The following is a 24,234-nucleotide window of genomic DNA, read 5'->3' as shown; positions in this document are numbered from 1 at the left end:
TCTCTACCTCCGTTTCACCTGATACCTACCACATGGACTGTTATGTTCAGCTTTTCACACCCAGCGAGGGTTTTCAGCTTGTGAGCAACGTTGTCCGCAATGTTCTTGGCGACTTCTCTGATGTTCACTCCGTATTCTACTTCGATGTACACATCAACGTTGAGAGAAGAATCTTCCAGTTCCTCGATCTTAATGCCTCTGTCTCCTCCAAAGATTCTCTCAAAGAAGGAACGAGAATCTCCCAGCCCTACCGTTCCGTAGCTCTCCAGAGTCGCAAAGTACACGATTTTTTTCAGTGCGTTGAGTGTAATTTCGAGTTCCCCATTTTCCAGCATGATCCTCATACTTTCCCCTCCCTACTTCTGGCCTTAATATATGTTAGCACAGTTTTGGTGAGCCCCTCCGAATCCAGCCCCAGCATGCTGAGAAGTTCTTTTCTACCCCCATGAGGAACGAAAAGATCTTCGACACCTAAATTAACGATCTTTCCCTGCCATCCCATTTCTTGAAGTCTCTGAGCAACGAAAGATCCAAAACCACCGATTTTCATGGCCTCTTCAACGGTGATAATGAGATCGTGATCCCTGGCGATTTCTTTCAGAACAGCTGTGTCCAGCGGTTTCACCGTGAGAGCATTAACCACAGTTACATCCAGCGGTATCTTCAAAACTTCGTTCAAAATGGTACCGGTCGCTATTATCGTGGCTTCCCTTCCTCTCTTCAATATCTTCCAGCCAAGGTCGATCTCTTTCATGTTCTCCAGGAGGGATTCGACTTCACCGTAGAAGGATTCTTTGGGGTATCGAATGGCAACAGGGCCATCGAGGTGCTTTAGAAGGGTGTACAGTGAATTCACGAACTCCTCAGGAGAAGACGGAGAGATGATCTTCATGTTCGGGACAGGAAGCAGATAATTTATGTCGAACAGGCCGTGATGGGTGGGACCGTCTTCTCCCACCACACCGGATCTGTCGATCGCAAAGAGAACGGGAGCGTTCTGCAAAGCTACATCGTGAATAATCTGATCGTACGCTCTCTGTAAGAAGGTAGAGTATATGGCGACCACAGGCTTCATTCCGTGAAGACCGAGAGCGGCTCCAAAAGTTACGCACGTCTGCTCCGTTATTCCGAGATCGAAGAAGCGATCGGGATGTTCTTTCTGGAAGATGGAAAGCCCCGTTCCATCAGCCATCGCAGCCGTTATGGCGACAATTTTTTTATCTTCTCTCGCTATTCTTGAAAGGGTATATCCCAGGAGTTCACTGTAAGAGAGCATTTTCGGTTTTTCAGATGGCGGAGCGCTGTGATACTTTGTGGGATCTTCTTCTGCGGCGGTGAATCCTTTCCCTTTTTTAGTCACCACGTGAACAACCGATGGATAATCGTAGTCTCTGATTCTTTTGAAAACTTTTTCCAGTAGCTCTATGTTGTGGCCGTCAAAGGGGCCGAAGTATTTCAATCCGAGGGATTCAAAGAAGTTGGTTCCCTGTATCATTCCCTTGAGACTGTCTCTCAAATATTTCATCTCTTCCTCGACTTCGAATCCAATTTCTGTCTTTTCGAGAACCTTCTTCAAGACTTTTTTTCCTTTCAGGTAAATAGGACTGGTTCTCAATTTCGAGAGATGGTAGGCCAACCCACCTACGTTCGGCGAAATGGACATGCCGTTGTCGTTCAGTATGATCTTCATTTTTGAGTTGAGATTCTTCAGCTGGTTCAATGCTTCGAGTGCCATTCCGGAGGTGAGGGCACCATCACCGATGACAACCACAACGTGTCTCTTCTCTTCGAGCAGCTCAAAGGCTTTTTCGAAACCAAGGCCTGCGGCTATGGAGGTTCCAGCATGGCCTGTTCCAAACCAATCGAATGAGGACTCTCTTCTTGTCACAAAGCCACTGAGACCACCAAAGGTTCTTATTGTGTGAAACAGATCATCACGACCGGTGAGGATTTTGTGTGTGTAAGTCTGGTGGCCGGTATCCCAAATAATGGCGTCCTCTCTCGGGTCGAAGACCCTGTACAGAGCGAGGGTCAATTCTATTGTTCCAAGATTCGATGCGAGGTGCCCCCCGTTTTTCAGGACAACTTCTGTGATCCTTCTTCGAATATCCTCGGCCAGTTTTTTCAGCTCATCGTAACTCATTCTCTTGATCTCGTCCAGGAGCATCTATCTCACCTTCCAGCTCTTTCATCACGTCGATGATCTTCAGTCTGTTTTGCTGAAGAATCTCTTTGCACTTTCTGTAGAGTTCCACTCCGCGTTCGAAGAGTTTGATGGATTCTTCAAGGGGAAGATCTTCTTTTTCCAGTCTGTTTACGATTTCCTCCAGTTCTTTCATCATTTCCTCGAAATTCACTCTATCACCTGCGCTTTCTTGGTTCCATCTTTGAAAACGAGTGACACAGCGTCTCCTTGTTTCAAGATAGAAGATTCTTTAACGATTTCCTCACCTTTTTTCACCAGGACAAACCCTCTTTCGAGAGGTCTCAACGGGTTCAAACTTTCGAGCATTCTACCGAGACTGTCGAGTTTCTCTTGGTTGTGCTCGAAATAATCTATGAGTTTCTTTCTCAACTTTGTGGTCAATTCTTTGACCTTCTCTATTTTAAATTCGTTTAGCTCGAGTTTCCTTCTGCCGATCATTCTGAGGCGAAAATAAAGTGTTTCCAACTTTTTCTCTTCCACGTTGAATCTGTTAGACAGGGAAGTTGTTAGCTTTTCGAGGAATAAGTCCAGGTCTTCGTGTATCTCACTCACATCCGGTATCACGTACTCAGCAGCACCCGTTGGAGTGTGCATTGCCACATCTGCCACGAAATCCGCTATCACACGGTCTATCTCGTGTCCTATTCCCGTCACAACGGGATGTCGAAGTTTGAGAATCTCACGGATCACATCCTCTTCGTTGAAGACCCAGAGGTCCTCTTTGGAACCGCCACCCCTCACGATCATAACAAGATCGAGATCGTATTCGTTAGCCTTTCGCAGAGCTTTTATGAGCTCCTCTCTTGCAGAATCACCCTGAACGGAAGCGTGGAAAACGTAAATTTCGAGTGGGGCTTTTCTTTCTCTGGCAGTTCTTATCACATCCTGCAAAGCAGCGGAGTCTCGAGATGTGATGATACCGATCTTCTTAGGAAATCTGGGGATGGTTTTCTTTGCTCTGGAAAGGAGACCTTCTTCGAGGAGTTTTTTCAGTGTGGTTTCGAATTTTATCTGATACATACCAACTCGATCCAGATATCTCACGTTCGAGCAGATGAATCTGTAGGTTCCATGAGGAATGTAGACACTGACACTTCCCTCGACAAGAGCCATTCTACCTTCTTGAAGACGAATTCCCATGTTGTCTCCACCAAATATTACACACTCCAGTCTGGCGTTTTCCTCAACCAAGGAGAAAAAAATATGCCCCTTTCTGGGGCGCACACCAGAGATCTCACCGTAAACGCTCACGTTGGTGAGATAGGGATCTCCTTCTATCAGGTTCTTTATGTACTCGTTTATCTCTGTAACGGAATAGGTGTAATCCTTCATTTCATTTGTCTCTCCGCCGCTCTCACAACGTGTTCAAACAGGAGTACGGTTGTCACCTGCCCCACACCCCCTGGAACGGGTGTCACTCTGGCGATCTCTTCAACCGATGGATCGACATCTCCCTGGAGTTTTCCATCCACGTAGTTTATTCCCACGTCTATCACAATAGCTCCTTCTTTTACCATGTTCTTTTTCAAAAAGTTCGCTCTACCGACGGCTACCACCACAATGTCGCTGTTTTTCGTTATTTCTTCGAGATTCACCGTTCTGGAGTGACAAACCGTGACGGTCGCGTCCCTTCCTTTCTTCAAGAGCATCAGGGCGAGTGGTTTTCCCACGGTGACACTCCTTCCAACAACGGTTACTCTTTTTCCGGAGAGGCTTACCTCTCTTTCCAGTATTCTCACAGTAGCTTCGGCAGTGCACGGTGGAAAGAGCTCTTCATCGTAAAGAAGAAGTCCGAGATTAGCAGGATTCACACCTTCAACGTCTTTCTCAACGGGAACATAGGAAAGGATTTCCCTTTCGTCGAGACCTGGAGGAAAAGGTCTTGCGACGAAGACTCCGTTCACACTTTCGTCTGATTCGAGTTTCTTCAGAGTGGAAACTATATCCTCAGGAGAAACGTTCAGAATTTCAAAAGCTATTCCGAGTTTCTCGGCTTTTTTCCTCTGAGACTTTAAATAAGAAAGAGTCGATGGATCATCTGTGCACACAACGCTGACCAGTTTGGGAGTGAAACCGAGTTTTTCTATTCTCTCTTTTGTTCTTTCCTCGATGCTTTGAGCTATTGTCTTACAGTCGATCCACACGTTGTGACCCCCTTCATGAAACACCCACTACGTTACCATCATTGTCTACGTCCATATTCAAGGCGTTTGGTCTTTCCGGAAGACCAGGCATCAAATTTATATCCCCTGAAAGAGCAACAACGAAACCTGCTCCAGCAGATACGAGAAAATCACTGACAACGAACGTGTATCCTTCGGGTGCACCTCTGAGAGATGGATTGTGGGAAATGGACTTTGGAGTTTTGGCAACGATCACGGGAAGATCATCAAAACCGTGTTTTTTGATAAACTTAAGAGCATTTTTTGCGGCATCGGAAAATTCCACTCTTCCGGCTCTGTAGATTTCTTTTGCAAGGATCTCTATCTTCTTTTCCACAGGATCGTTCATCTCGTAGAGGTAAACCGGTTTTACATCCTTTGCAGCTTCCATCACAGCTTTTGCGAGTTCGATGCCGCCTTCACTACCCTTTTCGAAGACCTCGCTGACTGCCACCCTCACACCGAGTCTTTCGCATTCTTTCATCACGTAAGCGATTTCCTTTTCTGTGTCCGTACCGAACCTGTTCAGCGCTATCACGACGGGTAGATTGAATTTTCTCAGATTTTCGACGTGTACTTTGAGATTCTTGAATCCTTCTTTGAGGGCTTCCAGGTTTTCCTCGTGGATGTTTTTGAGGTCCGCGCCACCGTGGTACTTCAAAGCTCTCACTGTGGTCACCAGAACGGCTGCGTTCGGATAAAAGCCACCGATACGGGAAACAAAGTCGATGAATTTTTCAGCACCGAGGTCTGCGCCAAAACCCGCTTCCGTGACAGTGTATTCGGAGAGTTTCATAGCCATCTTCGTCGCTATGATGGAATTGGTACCGTGTGCGATGTTGGCGAAAGGTCCGCAGTGTATGAGCGCTGGAGTTCCTTCTGTTGTCTGAACAAGATTGGGATTCATGGCATCTTTCAAAAGAACGGCCATGGCACCCTGAATTCCAAAATCAGAGACCCTGACGATTTTCCTGTCAGTGTTGAGCGCTACGATTATTCTTCCAAGCCTTTCTTTCAGATCCTTCATGTTTTCAGACAGAGCCAGAATGGCCATCACTTCGGAAGCGGCTGTGATTATGAATCCATCCTCTCTTGGAAATCCGTTTGCCGATCCTCCAAGACCGACCACTATGTTTCTCAAAGCACGATCGTTCATGTCCATAGTTCGCTTCCAAAATACTCTTGTTATGTCTATTTTGAGTTCGTTGCCGTGTTTTATGTGGGAATCCAGAACGGCCGCCAGCAGATTGTGAGCGGAGGCCACGGCGTGTGTATCTCCTGTGAAATGAAGGTTTATTTCATCGGAAGGAAGAACCCTCGACCTGCCACCTCCTGTCGCACCGCCTTTCAATCCAAGGGTGGGGCCGAGGGAAGGTTCTCTCAAAGTAACTATCGATTTCTTACCGATTTTGTTCAGAGACATGGAAAGTCCTATGCTAGTGGTAGTTTTTCCTTCACCTGCAGGGGTGGGGGTAACCGCCGTCACGAGAATCAGTTTTCCGTCTTCACGATTTTCGAGACTTTTCAAGAATCTGTGGTCGATCTTCGCTATGTAGTGGCCGTAAGGATAGAGAACATCGTCTTTCAATCCCAACTGATCGGCGATCTCTTTGATCGGTTTCAAGATTATCACCTTCAAAGTTCGAATTTTTCTTTTGGAGCGTGTTCTTTGGCGATTCTGTCCAGTATTCCGTTGACGAATTTTCCGCTGTTTTCTGTACCGTATCTCTTGGCTATTTCTATGGCTTCATCGATGGTCACTTCTATAGGGATGTCTTTTTCGAAGAGAAGTTCGTATGTAGCGAGTCTCAGAACGTTTCTGTCCACAACCGATAGTCGGTTCAAAGACCACTTTTCCAGATATCGGGAAATGAGATCGTCTATCATGGGAAGGTTCTCTTTTATACCTTTTATGTATCGTTGGGCATCTTCTTTTGCCTTTTTATCGTAGGTTTCATCCAGAATTTCCTCAAGAATCTGCTCAAGATCTTCGTCTCTTCTGAATTCATGCTGAAAAAGGGCTTTGAAGACAGCAAGCCTCATTCTTCGCCTCGGTGTTTTCATGTCTGGATCTCCTTTCCAGATTTATTCTTTCTTTTCTTCATCCTCCTTGGTTTCTTCTGGTTCTTCTTCCAGTTCCTCTTCTTTCTCAAAGACGTTCTCCACTGTGACGTTGATGGATTCCACTTTCATGGATGTCATCATTTCAACATCGTGTTTGATCTTTTCAGTGAGTTTGGAAACGTATTCCGGGATCGACTCGCCGTAGGGCACATCGATTTTGAACTCGATCACAAGGCTGTCATCCGGGTTTCTGGTAACATCGAGGCTCTTTCTGATCTTCTTGATAACCTTCGAGCTCACATCTCCCAAAAACTCTTCGATACTTCTGATTGCGATTTCTTTTATCACCCCGTCGGATATTTCGATGTTCTTGTATTCTTCCGCCATAAAGATCCCCCCTTTTATACTCTTCCAACGTACTCTCCTGTTCTCGTATCAACTTTTATTTTATCACCAACTTCGATAAAGTAAGGTACAGTGATCTTCAATCCAGTTTCAAGAACCGCAGGTTTTCCTCCACCAGAAACGGTGTCGCCTTTAAAGGATGGTTCTGTCTCCACCACTGTCAGTTCAACGGTGGTTGGGAGTTCTATTCCTATGGGTGTTCCTTCGTGAAACACGAGGTCCAATTCCATGTTTTCAACCAGGTAGTATTTTGCATCGCCTATTTCTTCCTCACTCAGAGCGTGTTGTTCATAATCATCGAGCGTCATGAAATAATAGTGATCTCCGTCTCTGTAAAGGTACTGGGCTTTCCTGAAAGAGAGCTCTGCTTCTGGGACCTTATCACCACTTGGAAAGTTCACTTCCCTGACGAGCCCTGTTTTCACATTCTTGAGTTTTGTTCTGATGAGTCCGCTTCCTCTTCCCATGAAGTGTTTGCTCGCCTCGAGGACTCTGTATATTTCTCCATCGTAGATGATGAACATACCCTTCTTCAGATCACCTACTTCGATCATCTGAACACCTCCTTACAACAAAATCTACGAGGGGATTTCCTCCCCTCGTAGAATTTTATCATGAACGATTTTTCAGAGCATCTCTTTAAGTCTGTAGATTATTCCTTCTTTATCCAGACCGTACAGTTTGTAGAGCATTTCGTAGCTACCGGACACGGCGAACTCTGGGACACCTGCTCTCACGTACTTCTTTGGGAGAATACCGTTTTCAAGAAGGACGGTTCCAAGGTAACTTCCGAGCCCTGTGAAAACGTTGTGATCTTCCACAACGAGAACGGGTTTTCCATTGACCATCTTCAGGGTTTCTATATCGAGGTCCACCGGACAGGAGACGTTCAGAACGGTTACGTTCACTCCTTCTTTCTTGAGTTCATCTGCGGCACTCACAGCTTCGCAGAGTGTGGAACCGTAGGTGATGATCACCGCATCGTCACCTTTTCTAACGACATCGATCTTTCCATATTCGAAGGTGTAACCCTCTCCGAAGAAGGGTTTCCCGTTTTCATCGAGGATGATGGGAAGATTGGATCTTCCCATGGCGATCACGAAGTTCCCGTATTCCTTCGCAGCGTACCTCACAGCTCTGTCTGTCTGGTTGGGGTCACCGGGAACGATCACTTTGAAGCCATACCAGTTCATCGGCCCCGAAACGTAGTCGAGTCCATGGTGAGTCTTTCCGTCCTCTCCCACGTTGAGTCCACAGTGCGTGACAACGACTTTGAGATTCGTTCCGTTGATGGCGTTCAGCCTGTGCTGGTTGTAGGTTTCGGAAATTCCAAAAACACCGAAGTCGGCGAAAAACGTGATCACGCCCTCCGCGGAGAGTGCCCCCGCCATGGCAGCAGCGTTGTGTTCCTGAACACCCACTTCCAGGAGTTTCTCAGGGAACTCTTTGTCGAGCAAATCGAGTTTGACCGATCCCTTCAGGTCGCAGTCCACAGCGACGATGGGAGTGGCTTCTGGATTGTTCACGTTCTTCTTCACCAGATCCAGAAGGGCTTTTCCGAATGCGCTTCTGTTGTCGGTAGATGAGGTGTAGGTGATGGGTTCTCCCGTGTCGATCTTGATCGGATAAGTCTTGTAAACCTTCCTGTGTTTTTCCGCTGGAAGCTGTTTTCTTTTTTCGATGTACACATCCACGTCGTTTTCAATTCCGAGTTCCGCAAGGGCTTTTTCGAGTTCTTCTCTGTTCAGAGGTTTCCCGTGGTATTTCACCTCGTTTTCCATGAAGGAAACACCTTTTCCCATGACAGTTTTGGCGAGAATGGCAACGGGATTCAATTCGTCTTCTATTGCTTCTTTCAGTGCGAGGTAGATTTGTTCGTAGTCGTGCCCGTCGATTTCGATGACTCTCCAGCCGTCCGCTAAGTAGTTTTCCTTTATGTTCACGGGCATGACGTCTCTGGCACGGCCACTGATCTGGGCGTCGTTGTAGTCGATGATCACCGTGAGATTCGTGACACCGTACTTTTTCGCCACTCTTCTTGCCTCCGCTACCTGTCCTTTTGCCTGTTCCGCGTCGCTCATGAAAACAAAGACGTGGTAGTCGTTTCCTGTGAACCTGGATGCGAGGGCAAAACCGAGTCCGGCTGAAAGACCCTGACCGAGGTTTCCGGTTGTCCAGTCGATGATCCCAACACCTCGGGTCACGTGTCCTTCAAAAACGGAAGCGGGGTGTCTGAATCCTGCGAGGACTTCATCGAGATCGACAAACCCCAAACGAGCCATAGCTGCGTAGACACCCGGAGAAGTGTGTCCATGGCTGATCACGATTCTGTCTCTTGCAGGATCATCGACGGGTCTGAGTTTTGCGTACTTGAAGACGGTAAGATAAAGATCGATCGAAGACATGGATCCTCCAGGATGGCCTGAGTTAGCTATGTAGGTCATTTTCAGTATGTCACCGCGGCAGAGTCTTCCGAGTTCTTTCAACTCTTTGAGTTCACTTTCTGGAAGTTTCTCATAGGGAAACCTTTCCATCGTTAAACTTCACCTCCCACAACTGGGTCATAATATTGATCAAGAGATAGTTTTACCTGTCCTTTGAGATTCTACCATTATAGATATGTTAAAAAGTTTTCCAGGAGGAAAAAATTGTGTTCAAGCTGGTGAGTGAATTTAAGCCAACGGGTGATCAGCCACAGGCCATAGAAAAACTTGTGGAAGGTTTGAACAGGGGAATGAGGTTTCAAACACTCCTTGGTGTTACGGGGAGTGGAAAGACTTTCACCATGGCCAACGTGATAGCGCGTGTAAACAGACCCGCCCTTGTGATCTCGCCAAACAAGACGCTTGCCGCCCAGCTGTATCAGGAGTTCAAAACGTTCTTTCCGGAAAATCGAGTGGAGTTCTTCATAAGTTACTACGATTACTATCAGCCAGAGGCCTACATTCCAACGAAGGATCTTTACATAGAGAAGAACGCCGACATCAACGATGTGATCGTGCGAATGAGAATGTCCACGTTGAAATCTGTGAGAACTCGCCGCGATGTGGTGGTAGTTGCCAGTGTTTCGTGTATTTACGCCACGGGGGATCCGAACGATTTCGACAGGATGAACATAAATCTCGCCGTTGGAGATAGAATAGACGTTATGGAACTCGCGGAAAGACTGGCAAGGATAGGCTATCAGAGAACGGAGGATGTGTCTCTTTCTGGATGCTTCAGACTGAGAGGAGACACGGTGGAGATCTACCCGACGTATCAGGATGAGGGAATCAGGATCGAATTTTTCGGGGACGAAGTGGATTCGATAGCGTTGATAGACAGATTCAATCGCAATACGTTGGAGCGTCTCGACAAGATCATCATCTATCCTGCCGTTGAATTTGTCACAACGGAGGAGAAACTCAAAAGGGCCGTCGAATCAATAGAAGAGGAGCTTAACGAAAGACTCTCGGAGCTCAAAAAACAGGGAAAGATTCTCGAGTACGAACGCTTGAAGCAGAGAACTCTGAACGACATAGAGTTACTGGAGACCATGGGATACTGCCCGGGGATAGAGAACTACTCCAGGCACTTCGATGGAAGAAAACCTGGAGAGCCTCCGTACACACTTCTCGATTATTTCGATGAAGACTTCATCGTGTTCATAGACGAATCACACATCACGGTTCCTCAACTCAGGGCCATGTACAACGGAGACAGATCCAGGAAGAAAAATCTGGTCGAATACGGTTTTCGCCTGCCTTCCGCTTACGACAACAGACCACTGACTTTTGAAGAATTTTTGAAAAAAACAGGCCAGATCATCTTCGTTTCCGCTACACCGGGGGATTTTGAACTTTCGATCTCTGAACAGGTTGTCGAGCAGATCATTAGGCCCACCGGACTCGTGGATCCGGAGGTGGAGGTACGTCCCACCGCGGGACAGGTGGACGATCTTGTGAACGAGATCGTGAAAGTGAAAGAGAGAGGGGAGAGGGCCCTCGTTACGGTGCTCACCAAAAAAACGGCAGAGCTCTTGAGCGAGCATCTGACGGAGCTTGGTATAAGATCGCTCTATCTTCACTCCGAACTGGACGCCATAGAGAGGGTCGAAGTCTTGAAGAAACTGCGACGAGGAGACGTGGACGTGGTCGTTGGTGTGAACCTTTTGAGGGAGGGTCTCGATCTTCCCGAGGTGTCACTGGTGGCGATCATGGATGCGGACGTGGAGGGCTTTCTGCGGTCTGAAACAACGCTCATCCAGATCATAGGAAGAACTGCAAGGAACGTCAACGGAAAGGTCATCATGTACGCCGACAGGATAACAAACGCGATGAAAAGAGCCATTGAAGAAACGAACAGAAGAAGGAGGATTCAGCTCGAGTACAACAGAAAACACGGTATCACTCCACGTTCTGTGATAAAGCCTCTGGAGATAGAAGTATTCGAGCAGTTCATGGTGAAAGAGGAACCAGAGAGGTACGGAGACACCGTGAAGAACATCTTTGAGATGAAGAAAACGCTCTCGCCGGAGGAATACATGGCCATTCTCGAAGAGGAAATGTATCGAGCTGCGAGCGAGCTCAGGTACGAAGACGCAGCAGCCTTGAGAGATGAGCTGTTCAGAGTCAAAGAAGAGATAAAAAAGGAAAAGGGGCTTTGAGCCCCTTTTTTCTTTCTGGCGGGGACGACGGGATTTGAACCCGCGACCACCGGTGTGACAGACCGGCATGCTAACCAGGCTGCACCACGTCCCCTGAACCGAATACTATTTTCTCAGAAAAGTCACGGGTTGTCAAGAGGATTTGTGGTACAAACTACCGATGAACTCCCTGCCTTTTTTTATAGCGATCAGATCGATTTTGAGGAGATCTTCCCTGGTTTTTGAAAGTTTTTCCCTGAGCGCTTCTTCCGCGGCCTCAAAGCTCACCACTCCCGTTAATTCCAGAAAAGCTCCGAGCATCACCATGTTCGCGGCTTTCACGTTTCCCGCTTCTTCCGCTATTTCGTTCGCTGGTATTTCGATCGTTTCTATATCGCCCCTGTCTATGATCTGTTCAACAACAGAAGAATTGACCAGAAGCAAGCCCCCGGACCTGAGTTTTGCTCCGAATTTCATCATGGAGGGAAAGTTCATTGCTATCACTTCCGTGGGATGATCAACCACGGGGGAAGTGATTGGCTTTTCATCAACGATCACGGTGCAGTTGGCGGTGCCTCCTCTCATTTCGGGACCGTACGAAGGAAGCCAGGTAGCGTTTTTTCCTTCTATAACAGCAGCCGCAGCAATTATCTGTCCTGTGAGCATGATTCCCTGACCACCAAAACCGGCTATTATTATCGCGTGATATGCCATATCAATCGCCTACCTTGTCAACAAAAACCTTCGGGGGGAATTCCTTTACCATGTTCTCCAGAAGCCAGTTTTGAGCTTCCACTGGACTCATCCCCCAGTTGGTGGGGCAGGTGCTGAGCACTTCCACCATTCCGAATCCCAGACCCTTTATCTGTGCGAGGAAAGCTTTCTTTATGGCTTTCTTTGTGTTCAAAATATCCTTTGTGGTACTCACAGTTGTACGTTCAAGGTAAGCAACTCCACCGATCGTACTCAGAGCTTCGGAAACGTGAAGAGGATACCCATCGTTCGCTGCGGTTCTGCCGTATGGAGTCGTGGTGGTTTTCTGTCCCAGAAGGGTGGTGGGGGCCATTTGTCCACCCGTCATACCGTACACCGCGTTGTTGACAAATATCGTTGTCAGTTTTTCTCCACGGTTCGCCGCGTGAATCGTCTCTGCGATACCGATGGCCGCGAGATCCCCGTCTCCCTGGTAGGTGAAGACTATCCTGTCTGGAAGTGCTCTCTTTATACCAGTTGCCACTGCGAGTGCTCTTCCGTGTGGAGCAACCGTTCCGTCTACCTCGAAAAACTCGTAAGCGAAGACTGAGCATCCGACGGGGGCTACCATTATAGTTTTTTCCTGGATGTCCAACTCGTCTATCACTTCTGCTATCAGCCTGTGTATTATTCCGTGGTGGCATCCTGGACAGTAAGTGAATTCTCTATCACTCAAGGCTTTCGGTCTTTTGAATATCACTTCCATTTTCTCACCTCCTTGAAGGCAGACAGTATTTCTTCGGGTGTCGGAACAAATCCTCCCATGCGTCCGTAGAAGTGTACCGGCACCTTTCCCTCCACCGAAATCTGAACGTCTTCGACCATCTGTCCAGAGCTCATTTCCACAACGAAGATGAGTTTTACTTTTTCGGCCAGTTCTTTGAGCCTTTTTTTCGGGAAGGGCCAGAGTGTCACAGGTCTGAACAGACCAACCGGTATACCTTCTTCTCTCAGAGAGTCCACAACACTCTTGAGGATTCTTCCCATCGTACCGTAGCCGACCATCAGGTATTCTGTACCATCCACTCTGTACTCTTCCCATCGCTGCTCTGACGCTTCTATCAGTCTGTACTTTTCCTGTAAACGCTTGTTCATTCTCTCAAGACCAACAGGATCTATGTTGAAAGCGGCTATTCTGTGCGGCTCTCTATTTCTGGCACCCCGAAGCGCCCAATCTGAATGATCTGGAAGAGTGGACAGATCTCTCATCTTCAGCAACTCAACGGGTTCCATCATCTGACCAATCATTCCATCCGCCAGTATGAGAACGGGGTTTCTGTATCTGTCAGCGAGATCAAAGGCCAGCTGGGTCAGATCCACGGCTTCCTGAAGTGTTGATGGTGCGAGAACGATCAGTCTGTAATCTCCGTGACCTCCTCCTTTCACCGCTTGAAAGTAATCACCCTGCGAAGGCTGGATATTTCCAAGCCCGGGACCTCCACGTACCACGTCGACAAAAACGCAGGGAAGTTCTGCACCTGCAATGTAGGAGATCCCTTCCTGCATCAGGCTGAAACCAGGAGACGATGTCGACGTCATGGCACGTTTTCCGGTGCAAGCGGCTCCATAAACCATGTTGACCGTTGCTATTTCACTTTCGGTCTGAAGGAAAACGCCTCCCACTTCAGGAAGTCTTCTCGCCATGTATTCTGCTATCTCGCTCTGGGGAGTGATTGGATAAGCAAAATACAATCTACAACCCGCTCTTATCGCAGATTCTGCTATCGCTTCGTTTCCTTTCATCATGAGTTTTTTCATAAGCACCACTCCTCAAACCTTCACGTTGACTTTCTTCTGAACCTCTCTGAAAACGGTTATACAAACATCCGGACAAGTGAGATAGCAGAATCCGCAGGCTATACATCCATTTCCTTTGTACACCGCAGGATGATAGCCTTTCGAATTGTACCTGTGGGAAAACTCGATCACCTTTGCAGGGCACACGGAGATGCACAGGCCACAACCCTTGCATCTTTCTGAATCGATCGTTATGTAGCCTCTCATATTCTCATCCCCCGATTCCCAATTTTCTTTTCACGAACCTTCTGACCCTGAAAAGGGGATATTCAGTCTCAGGAGGATCGAGCAGTTCTTCCGGGACAGCGGTGAAAAGAACCTTTATCCCTGTTTTCCTGGAAACCTCTGAAACTATCCGCTCTCCTTCGAGAACAACTTCTGCTGTGGTCATGTCTCCGAGATTGGAATTGTTTATCAGGAAATCGAACTTCATCCTGGAAAGAGCGGATATTTTCTCCAAGTTTTCGATAATGTCTTCCGGGCGTTCACAGAACGGTCTGAAGACATTTAAGACAAAATACGTCTGTGTGTCTTTTCTATTCAAAAGATGTCTTAGAACTCCTATTACTTTCGCTCCCTCTTCTCCTCCTGTGTCGATGACGGCTTCTTCACTGGACAGCCAGTCTGTGCTTTTTGGTATGATCGGCAAGTCACTGTACCTGAGGTTGTCTTCCACTGTCACAACGTGGATTCCAAGTACTTCTAATTCTTCCTTCAGGTCTCTCAATCTGAAATAGGGTGTTACCACGTCCAAATCGACCAATGATACGTCCTTTCCTGAACTCTTCAGTTTTAAAGCCAGGTTGATCGATATTTCTGTTTTTCCGCTACCGTAAGATCCCATCAAGATACGAATCATACTTTTCTCTCCACTTTCGAGATTCTTCAGAATAATTTTTTGGATTTTCTTCGCCTCTCAGTACCCGCAGTGCCGAAAGGGCAAGCGCTTTTTCCTCGTTACTCCCTGGAAAAACCAATACCGGTGCTATGAAACTCACCCTTTCGGTGATCCATGGAACCAGGAACTCTTTTTCATGGGCCAGACCACCTGTGAGAACTATAAAATCAATCTCACCCTTCAAAGCAACTGCCATCTTACCGATCCATTTGGCTATCTGATAGGCCATTGCTTTGTAAACCCTCTTTGCCCACTCATCACCCTGTTTGATTCTCTTGACCACTTCTCTGGCATCGCTGGTACCAAGATACGCTACGAGTCCACCGTTTCCCACGATACGCTTTTTCATCTCTTCATAAGTGAATTTCCCACTGAAACAAAGGTCAACAAGCTGTGTCAGAGGTAGCGTTCCGCTTCTTTCCGGTGTGAATGGGCCATCTCCGTCCAGTGCATTGTTCACGTCGATCACTCTTCCTTTTCTGTGTGCGGCGATCGAAATGCCCCCACCCATATGAGCTACGATGAGGTTCATCTCTTCGTATCTTTTATTCATCATCTTGGCAACTTCTTTTGCTACAGCCTTCTGGTTCAAAGCGTGAAATATGGACTTTCTCTGATAATTTGGATGTCCGCTGACACGTGCAACATCTTCCATCTCATCAACAACAACGGGATCCACCACGTAGGCTGGAACACCTGTTTCAGACGAAAATCTATGGGCTATGATTGCTCCCAGGTTCGAAGCGTGCTCTCCGTTTTTTCCCGATTTCAGGGTTTCTATCATCAGGTCGTCCACCAGGTAAACTCCCCCTGGTATGGGATCTAGGAGCCCTCCGCGGCTGACAAAAGCCGAGAAAGAACTCAGAGTGTATCCGGCTTCTTCAACGAATTGCCTTACTATCTTTTCCCTGAATTCGAGCTGATCCAGGATTTTCTGGAATCTACCAAGTTCATCCGGTGAATGAGTAAAATTTTGTATCTTCACCATTCTTTCGTCTTCGAATATGGAAAGCTTTGTGGATGTAGAACCGGGATTTATAGTGAGGATTCTGAACACGTGATCACCCCTTTTTCTGTGCGACCAGTACACTCAAAGCAATGGAAAAGAACTTTGTCTCCCCGTTGTCTGCTCTTGAGGTGAGGACAACCGGTATCTTGCCTCCGACAACAACGATCGCCGCTCTCCCGCGAGCCATGTATATGAGCGATTTGCTGAGGATGTTTCCTGCTTCTATACTGGGAGCTATCAGTATATCGGCGTCTCCCGCTACTGGACTGTTCGATACTCCCTTCGAAGCCAACTCTTCATTGATGGCTAACTCGAGTGTTAAAGGTCCGTCGACGATACAATCGTTCTTCCGCTGGAAAATCTTCGATAGTGCGGCGATCTCAAGAGTTAAAGGATTTTTCAAATCACCCGTTCCCAGGAGTGCGATCTTTGGATTCTCTATGCCAAGGGCACGAGCGACCAGGATCGAGTTTTCCACGATATCCATTCTCTGTTGAAGATCCGGTGAAATGACAAGACCACCATCCGAGACGATTAGGATTTTGTGGTATCCAGGAACTTCATGAACGCTAACAGCGGAAAGAGTTCTACCTGCTCTGAGACCGTACTCTTTCTTGAGAAACACGGAGAACAAATCGCCCGTTTTGATTTTTCCTTTCATCAGTATCTGTGCTTCATCTCTTGATACGCTTTCGACAGCTTTCCTGGCCGCCTCGAGAGGATCTTCAACGTGAACGATTTCTGCTTCCAGTTTGAGGTTCGTTCTTTCCATCAGTGCTTCTATGTCTTTTCTGTTTCCAAAGAGTATCGGATTTACGATTTCTTCCTTCTCAGCTCTTGCAACGGCTTTCAAAACTTCTTCATCCTCTGCGGCCACAACGGCGATTTTCATTCTTTTTCCCCGAACCAGTTCAACCATCTCAAGGAGATTCTTCATTCGATCACACTCCGATAGTCCTTCGCTTTTTCTTCTCCTCTGAGAACTCTCAAAACGCCGAGTGCGAGGGCTTCCATTTCCAGCTCTCCCGGGATTACCTCTATTCTTCCGAACTTTTCGATGTAATCTGTGATCATCCGGACGAATCTGTTTTCGTGGGCCATGCCACCCGTTATTACTATGGCGTCGGGTTTTTCTCCAAGAACTGCACACATCCCACCAATTTCTTTTGCTGTCTGATAGGCCATGGCTTCGACGACCAGTTTCGATTTCCTCGAGGATTCCATACTATCGAGGGCTTTTCTGAGGTCCCTTGTTCCAAGGTATGCCAGGAGTCCTCCTTTTCTGGTGAATTCTTCTTTCAGTTCGGTGGCCGAGTGTTTGTAGGAGTAGGCCGTTTTCACAACGTCCCCAACGGGCAGTTCTCCCGTTCGCTCCACACTGAAAGGTCCTTCGTCGTTGGCGTTGTTCACATCTATGATCTCTCCGTTTCTACAGGCACAAACGGAGATTCCGCTTCCAAGATGTGCTACTACGATCTTCACTTCTTCTGGTGTTTTGCCCATCTCTCTGGAAACTTTTCTCAATGTTGCTTTGATGTTTAGCGCGTGAGAGTAGCTTTTTCTTTCGATCTCAGGGATGCCAGAGAAACGTGCCTCATCACACAACTCGTCCACTGAAACCGGATCTACTACAAAACAGGGTATTCCGTGGGGTTTTCCCAGTTTGTAGCCGATTACGGCTGCCAGATTTGATACATGATCAACGGGAGAACGATTGATGAGGTAATTCACCATGTATTCATCCACAACATAAGTTCCCCCTGGAACCGGCTCAAGCACTCCTCCTCTGGCAGCGATCGCGCTGAAATCTTCTATCCTGTAACCGACCTCGTTTATGAAGTCTTCCACCGCTTTTCTTCTCAAAGCTTCCTGACCCGTAGACCTTTTGAATTTCTTCAACTCTTCAACGCTGTGGAAGATATTCTTCTCAGCGATCTTTTTTTCATCCTCGAAAACTGCTACCCTTGTAGAGGAGGAACCGGGATTTATCACGAGGATTCTGTACATCAGACCACCTCTTGTGTTGACAAAAGATTACACAAAGTTTTATGTAATGTTCCATAAGAATATTACCATACAGAAACATCAAGATCAAAATTTGTCAACATTTTGAGAGGAAAAGAAAAACGGGCCCATTACGGGCCCGCCGGGGTGTGGGGAAAGGGAGTTACTCCTGAACCATTTCTTCCAGCACTTCGAAACCTTCGTCGGTGAGGAGAACGAGGAACATTCTTTCGATGCCTCTGAATTTTCTGTACTGATCCACGGTGATGATGTCGTCCACTTTGTCAACAAAGTCTCTGTAGATGTCCCGCACTTCATCTCTCAGATCGTTTATCTGGTCTCTCAAGTCTTCTGCTGTTTTCGTGTCTCTTTTTACAAGAGCATTGTAGTACTCTTCATGGAGCTGTAAGAACTTTTCTTTCAGGGAATCGAGTTGTTCTTTTGTTTCTTTCGCGACGTTGTAGAGCTCTTTCAACTGATCGTCGTTCAGATCCAGATTGTTCAGTGCTTCTGCGATCCTTGTCTTGAGAGCGAGTTTCAGCTGTTCTTCGTCTCTGATCTGGAGCTTGAGACCGTAGCCAAAACCTCTTTCGGCTCTCATCTGAGGCCTTTCATACATGGGAGCGTTAGGACCGTAGCCGAGACCTCCTCCGCAACCCGGGAACTGCTGAGCGTAACCCATGGGCTGTCTTTCAAAAGCTGGCCGTTCTGCGAAACCTCTGTAGCCCGCCGCGAACACACCCAGTGCCACTGTCAGTACGAGCATCACCACAAGAAACCTTTTCATACTTCCACCTCCTCTTCAGAGTCTCCAACTTCATCTTAATGTTTCGACCGTGAAAAAAACGTGAAATTTTTTCCTGGTTCAGGAGAATTTTTTGAAGAGTTTTTCGAAGATGTTCAAAGCCTCTTCTATGTCGTTTCTTGAAACGTCTTTGTGGGTTACCAGTCTGATCTCTGTATCGGATATGGCGTTCACGAGTACTCCGTTGTTTCTGAGCTCTTCTATAAACTCGTGCGCGCTCACTTTCAGATTGTCGGTCCTCAGAATCACCATGTTGGTTTCCACATCTTCGGGATTCACGGAGTACCCTATTTCTTTCAACTTCAAGGCGAGAAATCTGGCGTTTTCATGATCTTCCCTCAATCGATCTACCATTTTTGTCAAGGCGATTATTCCAGCGGCAGCGAGAACACCTGCCTGTCTCATTCCTCCACCGAGCATCTTCCTTGCCTTTCTCGCTCTTTCTATGAAGTCTCTGTCTCCTACAACCATCGAACCAACGGGAGCGCATAGTCCTTTTGAAAGACAGAACATCACGGAATCGGCGTACCTGGCGTACTCCTTCACGGGAACACCTGAAGCGATTGAAGCGTTGAAGATCCTCGAACCATCTATGTGGACTTTTATGCCATATTCTTTGGCTATCGTGTAGATCTCTTTTATGTTTTCAAGCGGGACCACTCTTCCACCAGAACGGTTGTGTGTATTCTCGATGACTATGAGCGAAGTTCTGGGGAAGTGTATGTTTTTTGGTCTTATGGCTTTTCTCACATCATCGGGGTCCATGGCTCCATTTTTTCCTGGCACAGTATGGGGCATGACACCGGAGAGAACCGCCATGGCTCCAACCTCGTACCAAAAGATGTGGCTGTCTGCCTCCAGAATCACTTCATCGCCCCTCTGGGTATGAGCCATTATGCTCACCTGATTTCCCATGGTACCGGAGGGTACAAAGAGAGCCGCTTCCTTTCCAAAGATCTCCGCGGCGAGTCTTTCGAGTTCGTTGATGGTTGGATCTTCTCCGTACACGTCGTCTCCTACCTCAGCCTGTGCCATGGCTTTTCTCATCTCTTCTGTTGGTTTTGTCACGGTGTCAGACCTGAGATCGATCATCTTGCCACCTCCCACACGATTTGATTGAATTTTATCATTATCGAGTTATAATAATATTGGACTAATTCAGGAGGTGATCAGAGTGTTATACAAGGAGCTTGGAAGGACAGGGGAAAAGATACCGGCTTTGGGCCTTGGAACATGGGGTATCGGTGGTTTTGAAACACCCGATTACTCGAGAGACGAGGAGATGATCGACCTTTTGAAAACAGCGATCGAGATGGGATACACCCACATAGATACGGCGGAGTACTACGGCGGCGGACACGCAGAGGAACTCATCGGTAAGGCGATAAAGGACTTCAAGCGCGAGGATCTTTTCATAGTGTCCAAGGTGTGGCCGACACACCTGAGAAGGGACGATCTCTTGCGCTCCCTCGAGAACACCCTCAAACGACTCGACACGGACTACGTGGATCTTTACTTGATTCACTGGCCGAATCCAGAAATTCCCCTGGGAGAGACCCTTTCCGCAATGGCAGAGGGTGTCAGACAGGGCCTCATCAGATACATAGGGGTTTCGAATTTCGACAGAAAACTCCTCGAGGAGGCCATCAAAAAGTCTCAGGAACCCATAGTCTGCGATCAGGTCAAGTACAACATAGAAGACAGAGATCCAGAAAGAGATGGACTTCTCGAGTTCTGCCAGAAGAACGGAGTGACTCTGGTGGCTTACTCTCCACTGAGAAGAACTCTTCTTTCAGAAAAAGCGAAGAGAACACTCGAAGAAGTGGCGAAAAATCACAACGCAACGGTCTATCAGATCATGCTCGCGTGGCTTCTCGCAAAACCAAACGTTGTTGCCATTCCGAAGGCCGGCAGAGTAGAACATCTCAGGGAGAATCTGAAAGCAGCGGAGATCAAACTTTCCGAAGAGGAAATGAAGCTACTGGACAGCCTTGGCTAATTCTCCAAGGTTTTTGAAGACGAAGTCCGGTTTTGTTTCAGCCCTTTCGAGGTCTTCCGGGGTAGTCTCACCGGTGAGAACGAGAATGGAGACTATTCCCGCGTTCTTTCCCAGTTTCACGTCCGTGTACAGTCTGTCTCCTACCATTGCCATTTTCTCTTTTGGAATACTGAATTTATCGGATATTATATCCACAACCAGTGGATTGGGTTTCCCAGCGATCAGGTCTGGCTTTCTTTCCGTCGAAGCTTCTATCGCTGCCATGATGCTTCCAGCGTCCGGAATGGGTCCTTCTTTCGAAGGACAGTTGATGTCCGGATGGGTGGCTATGTAGAATTTTCCCTTTCTGAGTAAAACACAGGCCTTTTTCAACCTTTCATACGTCAGTGTTTTGTCAAAACCCAGGACCACGAAATCCGGATTTTCCTCATCGATGACGTGTCCGTAAGACTCAAAGACCTTCCTCAACTGTGAAGTTCCCAGAAGAAAGATACGACACCTTCCAAACCGCTTCAGCATATACTCTGCGGTGATTTCTCCAGAGGTTATGACGGCATCGTCCGGCACGTTCACTCCCATGTTTCTCAGCTTCCTCACGTAGTCCTGTGGACCAAGCGAAGAGTTGTTGGTGAAAAAGACGAATCTTTTATTCCTATCTTTCAAAGTCTTCAGAAATTCCAGAGATCCAGGAAGAAGCGAATCATCCAGATAGAAAGTCCCGTCCATGTCTAAGATGAAGAGTTCTATTTTATCCAGCATCTTTCATCCTCCTCTGTCTCACAGCTTCGAAGAGAACTATCCCCACACTCACCGAAACGTTCAGGGAATCTATGTCGTTCTCCATCGGGATGGTGACCACTTTGTCGCACTTTTCCCGCACGAGTCTTCTGATGCCTTCTCCCTCGTTACCAAAGACAAAGGCAGTGGGAAAGGTGAAATCCTCCTCGTAGATAGGTGTTCCATCTATGTCTGAAGCGTAAGTCCAGACACCCTTTTCCTTCAACTCTTCTATCGTTCTTGCCAGATTGGTTACAACGGCGATTCTGGCTCTGAAAACCGTTCCAGCCGAAACCTTAACGACGGTTTCTGTTACTTTCACTGACTTGTCCTTCGGAATGATGATTCCATTCGCTCCCGCACCCACGGACGTTCTCACGATCGCACCGAGATTGTGTGGATCCTGAATCTGGTCGAGAAGAACTACCAGAGGTGGCGTCTTCGCTTCGAGAATTTCCTCCACAGAACTGTACCGGTACTCTTCTATATCGAAAACCACTCCCTGATGCTTCTTCGTTCCCGAGAGGTTCTTCAATTTTTCTTCCGATTCGAAAGAGTACCTGATCCCTCTCTTTTCAACTTCTTCCACAAGAGATAGAAAGTAACTGCCTGGATTTTGCATTTTCTGGAAGAACACTTTCTTTATAGGAACGTTATTCCTGAGCGCTTCCTCCAGGATCTTTCTTCCGTAGACCCTCAAGATCTATCACCACCCGAAGCAGTTCTTCGATCCGGTCAAAGTCTCTTTTCAGAAAAAGGTAACCGATCAGGGCTTCAAAGCCGGTGCTCTTTCTGTAGGCGGGGTCGTTCCCGTGTCTTTTCGCCGCCTTCGAATTCATCGCTCTTTTCACTATTTCTTGCTCCTTTTCATCGAGGAGATTCCATATATTCTCCAGCATCCATGCCTGACCATGTTTTGAGGTGTGTTCTTTGACCCTCTCGTGTATGACGGACATTCTGTAATTCCCTGTGAACATCGATCTGAATATGAGTTCTAGAACGGCATCTCCCAGGTACGCGAGAACGATCGATGGTAATTTCTCTGGTTCTGCTTCGAATTTGAAGAGCTTTTCCACTCTTTCATCTCCCGATGTAGGCGAACAGTCTCGTGTTCATGTAGTTCTTGTCGGTGAGATAGTACGAAAGGTTCTCTTCTAGAAACTGTATCGGAAGAATATTTTCCGGAAGTCTTGGAATGGGAAGGTCTGCCGTGAGACGTGGTAACGTCTTTGCCAGATCGTCGAACACTTTTCTGACGTATGGGATTTGATCGTCGTCCCTCACGTACGTTTCTAACCTGACAAGACCTCTTATACCCTCTCCATCGATGAGTTTCACATACACTCCCACTTTTTTCAGAGGAGTTTCTTTCGATGAGACGAACATCTTGCTTCGCTCTCCCTTTTTGAGAAAGCGCAGTTTCTTGAAGTCCTCCTTGCTCAACTCGGTGACACCGATGTTCTTCACAAGACCGATGGGTCCCACGTTTTCCTCGAATGGAAGCTCCCGAGCGGCCGGGCCATCCTTTACAATGAGGATATCTTTGTTCATATGCTTTCTCACTTCTTCTATTTCCAAGGATCTCATGTACAGATCTATCGATTGCATGGCGTCTTTGCCTTCTTTCACGATTTTGAAGAGAATTCCCCCTACTTCCTCGTATCCTTCTCCCTGAAAGCTCTGGGAAAATCCAAGAACTCTCTCCTTAACAGGAGGTTTATCTGGAGAGAAGAGCGTTTTCGTTCCACCTTTTCTGTCCCAGATAACCGCTCCAATACAGAGTTCTGCGAATATACCGGTGGTTCCTTCGTCTGTTGTTATCCGAACAAAACTTCTTCTTTTACCATCGACGAAGATGATCTCATCGAGAATTTCCCCTTCTCTTTGCTCATCTTCCTCCAGAAATCTCGATTCTTCAACGAAAGTCTGGTCTCCCACGTGCTCTTCCAGTTCGCTTTCAATTCTTTCTACTCTTTCAATCCGCACATGCATCACCCCAGCATCACGTCGAGGGAAGCCATCACCAAGAACCCCACCATGATCCACCACGTGGAGAGTAGCTCGTTTCCCTTCGAATGGGTTTCTGGAATCACTTCGTCGCTGACAACGTATATCATCGCACCGGCAGCGAAGGCCATCATGTAGGGAAGAAGGCGCTGAGAGATCGACACGATTCCCGCACCGAGAAGACCACCAATCGCTTCAACGAGTCCTGTGAGGAAAGTTATCAAAAAGGCTTTGCCTTTTCTGTACTTCATAGGTATCAAAGAGGCCATCACGGCGGCACCTTCGGGAATGTTCTGGACCCCAATTGCGATGGCGATCGCAAGTGCCTGAGGTGTGAAGGCGGAAACTCCTACTGCCATTCCTTCGGGGAAGTTGTGTATTGTGATGGCGATGATGAAGAGCCAAATTCCCCTCAGTCTTTTGGTTTCAGGTCCTTCGTGTCCTTTGAGCAAATGTTCGTGTGGAATGAGTTTGTCCGCGAGGTTGACAAAAAAACCACCCAAGACGAAACCTATCAGAAATCTGACGATTCCTCCTATTTCGAGGGAGGGAGCGACCAGGCTGAAGGCGCTCGCGGCCAACATGACACCGGCAGCGAACCCCAGGAGAGAGTCAATCACCCTGTCACTCGTGTGGTGTGGCTTTAAAAAAAGGAATGGCAACGCACCGAGCGATGTTGCCATTCCCGCGATCGTGCTGTAGAGGATACCTTTGAGAACCATGT

General features: G+C 47.4%; 27 protein-coding genes and 1 tRNA gene. 2 read left to right on the top strand and 26 right to left on the bottom strand.

The window, feature by feature from the left end:
- Nucleotides 1–14 precede the first annotated feature (14 nt).
- The 10 genes from AS158_RS03310 to AS158_RS03265 all read right to left on the bottom strand — a co-directional run bounded on the left by AS158_RS03310 (nucleotide 15) and on the right by AS158_RS03265 (nucleotide 9,371).
- The gene (locus AS158_RS03310) at nucleotides 15–344 is read right to left on the bottom strand and encodes an Asp23/Gls24 family envelope stress response protein (protein WP_004082317.1); all 330 of its coding nucleotides are present in this window, start codon (nucleotides 342–344) and stop codon (nucleotides 15–17) included.
- A complete protein-coding gene (dxs, locus tag AS158_RS03305) occupies nucleotides 341–2,167 on the bottom strand; it encodes a 1-deoxy-D-xylulose-5-phosphate synthase (protein ID WP_165304485.1) in 1,827 nt (608 codons plus the stop codon). Before dxs ends, AS158_RS03310 begins: the two co-directional genes overlap by 4 nt.
- Nucleotides 2,130–2,357, bottom strand: coding sequence for an exodeoxyribonuclease VII small subunit (locus tag AS158_RS03300; protein ID WP_012896319.1), 228 nt, complete (start codon nucleotides 2,355–2,357; stop codon nucleotides 2,130–2,132). Before AS158_RS03300 ends, dxs begins: the two co-directional genes overlap by 38 nt.
- Nucleotides 2,354–3,538, bottom strand: coding sequence for an exodeoxyribonuclease VII large subunit (gene xseA, locus AS158_RS03295; RefSeq protein ID WP_038052279.1), 1,185 nt, complete (start codon nucleotides 3,536–3,538; stop codon nucleotides 2,354–2,356). The genes AS158_RS03300 and xseA overlap by 4 nt, the downstream gene beginning before the upstream one ends.
- Entirely contained in the window at nucleotides 3,535–4,350 is an 816-nt protein-coding gene (locus AS158_RS03290; RefSeq protein WP_038052282.1) for a bifunctional 5,10-methylenetetrahydrofolate dehydrogenase/5,10-methenyltetrahydrofolate cyclohydrolase, read from the bottom strand. Before AS158_RS03290 ends, xseA begins: the two co-directional genes overlap by 4 nt.
- 13 nt (nucleotides 4,351–4,363) lie before the next feature.
- Complete coding sequence (locus AS158_RS03285; protein WP_038052284.1) at nucleotides 4,364–5,992, bottom strand: formate--tetrahydrofolate ligase; 1,629 nt, start codon at nucleotides 5,990–5,992, stop codon at nucleotides 4,364–4,366.
- A gap of 11 nt (nucleotides 5,993–6,003) precedes the next feature.
- Nucleotides 6,004–6,432 (bottom strand): transcription antitermination factor NusB, encoded by a 429-nt coding sequence (nusB, locus tag AS158_RS03280; RefSeq protein ID WP_038052287.1) that lies wholly within the window; start codon nucleotides 6,430–6,432, stop codon nucleotides 6,004–6,006.
- Between the two features lie 21 nt (nucleotides 6,433–6,453).
- On the bottom strand, nucleotides 6,454–6,819 hold the full coding sequence (locus AS158_RS03275) for an Asp23/Gls24 family envelope stress response protein (protein WP_038052290.1): 366 nt from the start codon (nucleotides 6,817–6,819) through the stop codon (nucleotides 6,454–6,456).
- Nucleotides 6,820–6,833: 14 nt separating this feature from the next.
- Nucleotides 6,834–7,391: an elongation factor P gene (gene efp, locus AS158_RS03270; protein WP_038052293.1), complete on the bottom strand. Its 558-nt coding sequence runs from the start codon at nucleotides 7,389–7,391 to the stop codon at nucleotides 6,834–6,836.
- A gap of 72 nt (nucleotides 7,392–7,463) precedes the next feature.
- Entirely contained in the window at nucleotides 7,464–9,371 is a 1,908-nt protein-coding gene (locus tag AS158_RS03265; RefSeq protein WP_165304484.1) for a transketolase, read from the bottom strand.
- A 116-nt stretch (nucleotides 9,372–9,487) separates the two neighbouring features.
- Here AS158_RS03265 and uvrB point away from each other — a divergent pair, with 116 nt between their 5' ends.
- Nucleotides 9,488–11,482, top strand: coding sequence for an excinuclease ABC subunit UvrB (gene uvrB / locus AS158_RS03260; RefSeq protein WP_038052298.1), 1,995 nt, complete (start codon nucleotides 9,488–9,490; stop codon nucleotides 11,480–11,482).
- Nucleotides 11,483–11,498: 16 nt separating this feature from the next.
- On the opposite strand, the gene AS158_RS03255 is transcribed toward uvrB, so the two are convergent.
- From AS158_RS03255 to ltaE, 11 genes are all read right to left on the bottom strand, one after another.
- Nucleotides 11,499–11,576, bottom strand: a tRNA-Asp gene (locus AS158_RS03255).
- Between the two features lie 38 nt (nucleotides 11,577–11,614).
- On the bottom strand, nucleotides 11,615–12,175 hold the full coding sequence (locus AS158_RS03250) for a 2-oxoacid:acceptor oxidoreductase family protein (protein ID WP_038052301.1): 561 nt from the start codon (nucleotides 12,173–12,175) through the stop codon (nucleotides 11,615–11,617).
- 1 nt (nucleotide 12,176) lies between these two features.
- Complete coding sequence (locus AS158_RS03245; RefSeq protein ID WP_038052304.1) at nucleotides 12,177–12,920, bottom strand: thiamine pyrophosphate-dependent enzyme; 744 nt, start codon at nucleotides 12,918–12,920, stop codon at nucleotides 12,177–12,179.
- On the bottom strand, nucleotides 12,911–13,972 hold the full coding sequence (locus AS158_RS03240; protein WP_165304483.1) for a 3-methyl-2-oxobutanoate dehydrogenase subunit VorB: 1,062 nt from the start codon (nucleotides 13,970–13,972) through the stop codon (nucleotides 12,911–12,913). The genes AS158_RS03245 and AS158_RS03240 overlap by 10 nt, the downstream gene beginning before the upstream one ends.
- A 12-nt stretch (nucleotides 13,973–13,984) precedes the next feature.
- Nucleotides 13,985–14,218, bottom strand: coding sequence for a ferredoxin family protein (locus AS158_RS03235; protein ID WP_011943592.1), 234 nt, complete (start codon nucleotides 14,216–14,218; stop codon nucleotides 13,985–13,987).
- Between the two features lie 4 nt (nucleotides 14,219–14,222).
- A complete protein-coding gene (locus AS158_RS03230) occupies nucleotides 14,223–14,870 on the bottom strand; it encodes a hypothetical protein (RefSeq protein ID WP_038052307.1) in 648 nt (215 codons plus the stop codon).
- Nucleotides 14,839–15,966 (bottom strand): butyrate kinase, encoded by a 1,128-nt coding sequence (gene buk / locus AS158_RS03225; RefSeq protein WP_038052309.1) that lies wholly within the window; start codon nucleotides 15,964–15,966, stop codon nucleotides 14,839–14,841. Before buk (AS158_RS03225) ends, AS158_RS03230 begins: the two co-directional genes overlap by 32 nt.
- Nucleotides 15,967–15,970: 4 nt before the next feature.
- Nucleotides 15,971–16,855, bottom strand: a complete 885-nt coding sequence (locus AS158_RS03220) for a phosphate acyltransferase (protein ID WP_165304482.1) — start codon at nucleotides 16,853–16,855, stop codon at nucleotides 15,971–15,973.
- Nucleotides 16,852–17,925, bottom strand: coding sequence for a butyrate kinase (gene buk / locus AS158_RS03215; protein ID WP_165304481.1), 1,074 nt, complete (start codon nucleotides 17,923–17,925; stop codon nucleotides 16,852–16,854). Before buk (AS158_RS03215) ends, AS158_RS03220 begins: the two co-directional genes overlap by 4 nt.
- Before the next feature lie 160 nt (nucleotides 17,926–18,085).
- Nucleotides 18,086–18,709 carry a hypothetical protein gene (locus AS158_RS03210; protein WP_165304480.1) on the bottom strand — a complete coding sequence of 208 codons (624 nt, stop codon included), beginning with the start codon at nucleotides 18,707–18,709 and terminating at the stop codon, nucleotides 18,086–18,088.
- Between the two features lie 78 nt (nucleotides 18,710–18,787).
- The gene (ltaE, locus tag AS158_RS03205; protein WP_038052321.1) at nucleotides 18,788–19,819 is read right to left on the bottom strand and encodes a low-specificity L-threonine aldolase; all 1,032 of its coding nucleotides are present in this window, start codon (nucleotides 19,817–19,819) and stop codon (nucleotides 18,788–18,790) included.
- Nucleotides 19,820–19,901: 82 nt separating this feature from the next.
- On the opposite strand from ltaE, the gene AS158_RS03200 reads away from it, so the two are divergent.
- Nucleotides 19,902–20,726 (top strand): aldo/keto reductase, encoded by an 825-nt coding sequence (locus AS158_RS03200; protein ID WP_038052324.1) that lies wholly within the window; start codon nucleotides 19,902–19,904, stop codon nucleotides 20,724–20,726.
- Here AS158_RS03200 and AS158_RS03195 read toward each other — a convergent pair.
- Genes AS158_RS03195 through AS158_RS03175 form a run of 5 tightly spaced genes read right to left on the bottom strand, consistent with a single transcriptional unit; the run spans nucleotide 20,706 to nucleotide 24,232 of the window.
- A complete protein-coding gene (locus AS158_RS03195) occupies nucleotides 20,706–21,485 on the bottom strand; it encodes an HAD-IIA family hydrolase (RefSeq protein ID WP_038052327.1) in 780 nt (259 codons plus the stop codon). The two genes, AS158_RS03200 and AS158_RS03195, sit on opposite strands and share 21 nt — an antisense overlap.
- Nucleotides 21,475–22,203: a 23S rRNA (guanosine(2251)-2'-O)-methyltransferase RlmB gene (gene rlmB / locus AS158_RS03190; protein ID WP_165304479.1), complete on the bottom strand. Its 729-nt coding sequence runs from the start codon at nucleotides 22,201–22,203 to the stop codon at nucleotides 21,475–21,477. The genes AS158_RS03195 and rlmB overlap by 11 nt, the downstream gene beginning before the upstream one ends.
- Nucleotides 22,157–22,579: a Mini-ribonuclease 3 gene (locus tag AS158_RS03185; protein ID WP_038052333.1), complete on the bottom strand. Its 423-nt coding sequence runs from the start codon at nucleotides 22,577–22,579 to the stop codon at nucleotides 22,157–22,159. The genes rlmB and AS158_RS03185 overlap by 47 nt, the downstream gene beginning before the upstream one ends.
- 4 nt (nucleotides 22,580–22,583) lie before the next feature.
- Nucleotides 22,584–23,495, bottom strand: a complete 912-nt coding sequence (locus AS158_RS03180) for a DNA double-strand break repair nuclease NurA (RefSeq protein ID WP_038052335.1) — start codon at nucleotides 23,493–23,495, stop codon at nucleotides 22,584–22,586.
- Complete coding sequence (locus AS158_RS03175; protein ID WP_038052337.1) at nucleotides 23,495–24,232, bottom strand: ZIP family metal transporter; 738 nt, start codon at nucleotides 24,230–24,232, stop codon at nucleotides 23,495–23,497. Before AS158_RS03175 ends, AS158_RS03180 begins: the two co-directional genes overlap by 1 nt.
- Nucleotides 24,233–24,234: the final 2 nt, after the last annotated feature.

The organism is Thermotoga sp. 38H-to, assembly GCF_011057665.1.
Lineage (GTDB): Bacteria > Thermotogota > Thermotogae > Thermotogales > Thermotogaceae > Thermotoga.
The sequence above is the reverse complement of the archived record's forward strand: the minus strand, read 5'-3'. Positions and strand labels throughout refer to the sequence as shown.

Bases quoted from the DNA above. Each gene is read 5' to 3' on its own strand.
- AS158_RS03220 (WP_165304482.1), bottom strand. From the start codon at position 16,855: ATGAAGAATCTCCTTGAGATGGTTGAACTGGTTCGGGGAAAAAGAATG.
- AS158_RS03210 (WP_165304480.1), bottom strand. From the start codon at position 18,709: ATGAAAAGGTTTCTTGTGGTGATGCTCGTACTGACAGTGGCACTGGGT.
- ltaE (WP_038052321.1), bottom strand. From the start codon at position 19,819: ATGATCGATCTCAGGTCTGACACCGTGACAAAACCAACAGAAGAGATG.
- buk (WP_165304481.1), bottom strand. From the start codon at position 17,925: ATGTACAGAATCCTCGTGATAAATCCCGGTTCCTCCTCTACAAGGGTA.
- efp (WP_038052293.1), bottom strand. From the start codon at position 7,391: ATGATCGAAGTAGGTGATCTGAAGAAGGGTATGTTCATCATCTACGAT.
- AS158_RS03275 (WP_038052290.1), bottom strand. From the start codon at position 6,819: ATGGCGGAAGAATACAAGAACATCGAAATATCCGACGGGGTGATAAAA.
- AS158_RS03240 (WP_165304483.1), bottom strand. From the start codon at position 13,972: ATGAAAAAACTCATGATGAAAGGAAACGAAGCGATAGCAGAATCTGCG.
- AS158_RS03310 (WP_004082317.1), bottom strand. From the start codon at position 344: ATGAGGATCATGCTGGAAAATGGGGAACTCGAAATTACACTCAACGCA.
- AS158_RS03195 (WP_038052327.1), bottom strand. From the start codon at position 21,485: ATGCTGGATAAAATAGAACTCTTCATCTTAGACATGGACGGGACTTTC.
- AS158_RS03245 (WP_038052304.1), bottom strand. From the start codon at position 12,920: ATGGAAGTGATATTCAAAAGACCGAAAGCCTTGAGTGATAGAGAATTC.
- AS158_RS03235 (WP_011943592.1), bottom strand. From the start codon at position 14,218: ATGAGAGGCTACATAACGATCGATTCAGAAAGATGCAAGGGTTGTGGC.
- xseA (WP_038052279.1), bottom strand. From the start codon at position 3,538: ATGAAGGATTACACCTATTCCGTTACAGAGATAAACGAGTACATAAAG.
- dxs (WP_165304485.1), bottom strand. From the start codon at position 2,167: ATGCTCCTGGACGAGATCAAGAGAATGAGTTACGATGAGCTGAAAAAA.
- AS158_RS03250 (WP_038052301.1), bottom strand. From the start codon at position 12,175: ATGGCATATCACGCGATAATAATAGCCGGTTTTGGTGGTCAGGGAATC.
- AS158_RS03230 (WP_038052307.1), bottom strand. From the start codon at position 14,870: ATGATTCGTATCTTGATGGGATCTTACGGTAGCGGAAAAACAGAAATA.
- nusB (WP_038052287.1), bottom strand. From the start codon at position 6,432: ATGAAAACACCGAGGCGAAGAATGAGGCTTGCTGTCTTCAAAGCCCTT.
- AS158_RS03180 (WP_038052335.1), bottom strand. From the start codon at position 23,495: ATGCATGTGCGGATTGAAAGAGTAGAAAGAATTGAAAGCGAACTGGAA.
- AS158_RS03265 (WP_165304484.1), bottom strand. From the start codon at position 9,371: ATGGAAAGGTTTCCCTATGAGAAACTTCCAGAAAGTGAACTCAAAGAG.
- AS158_RS03175 (WP_038052337.1), bottom strand. From the start codon at position 24,232: ATGGTTCTCAAAGGTATCCTCTACAGCACGATCGCGGGAATGGCAACA.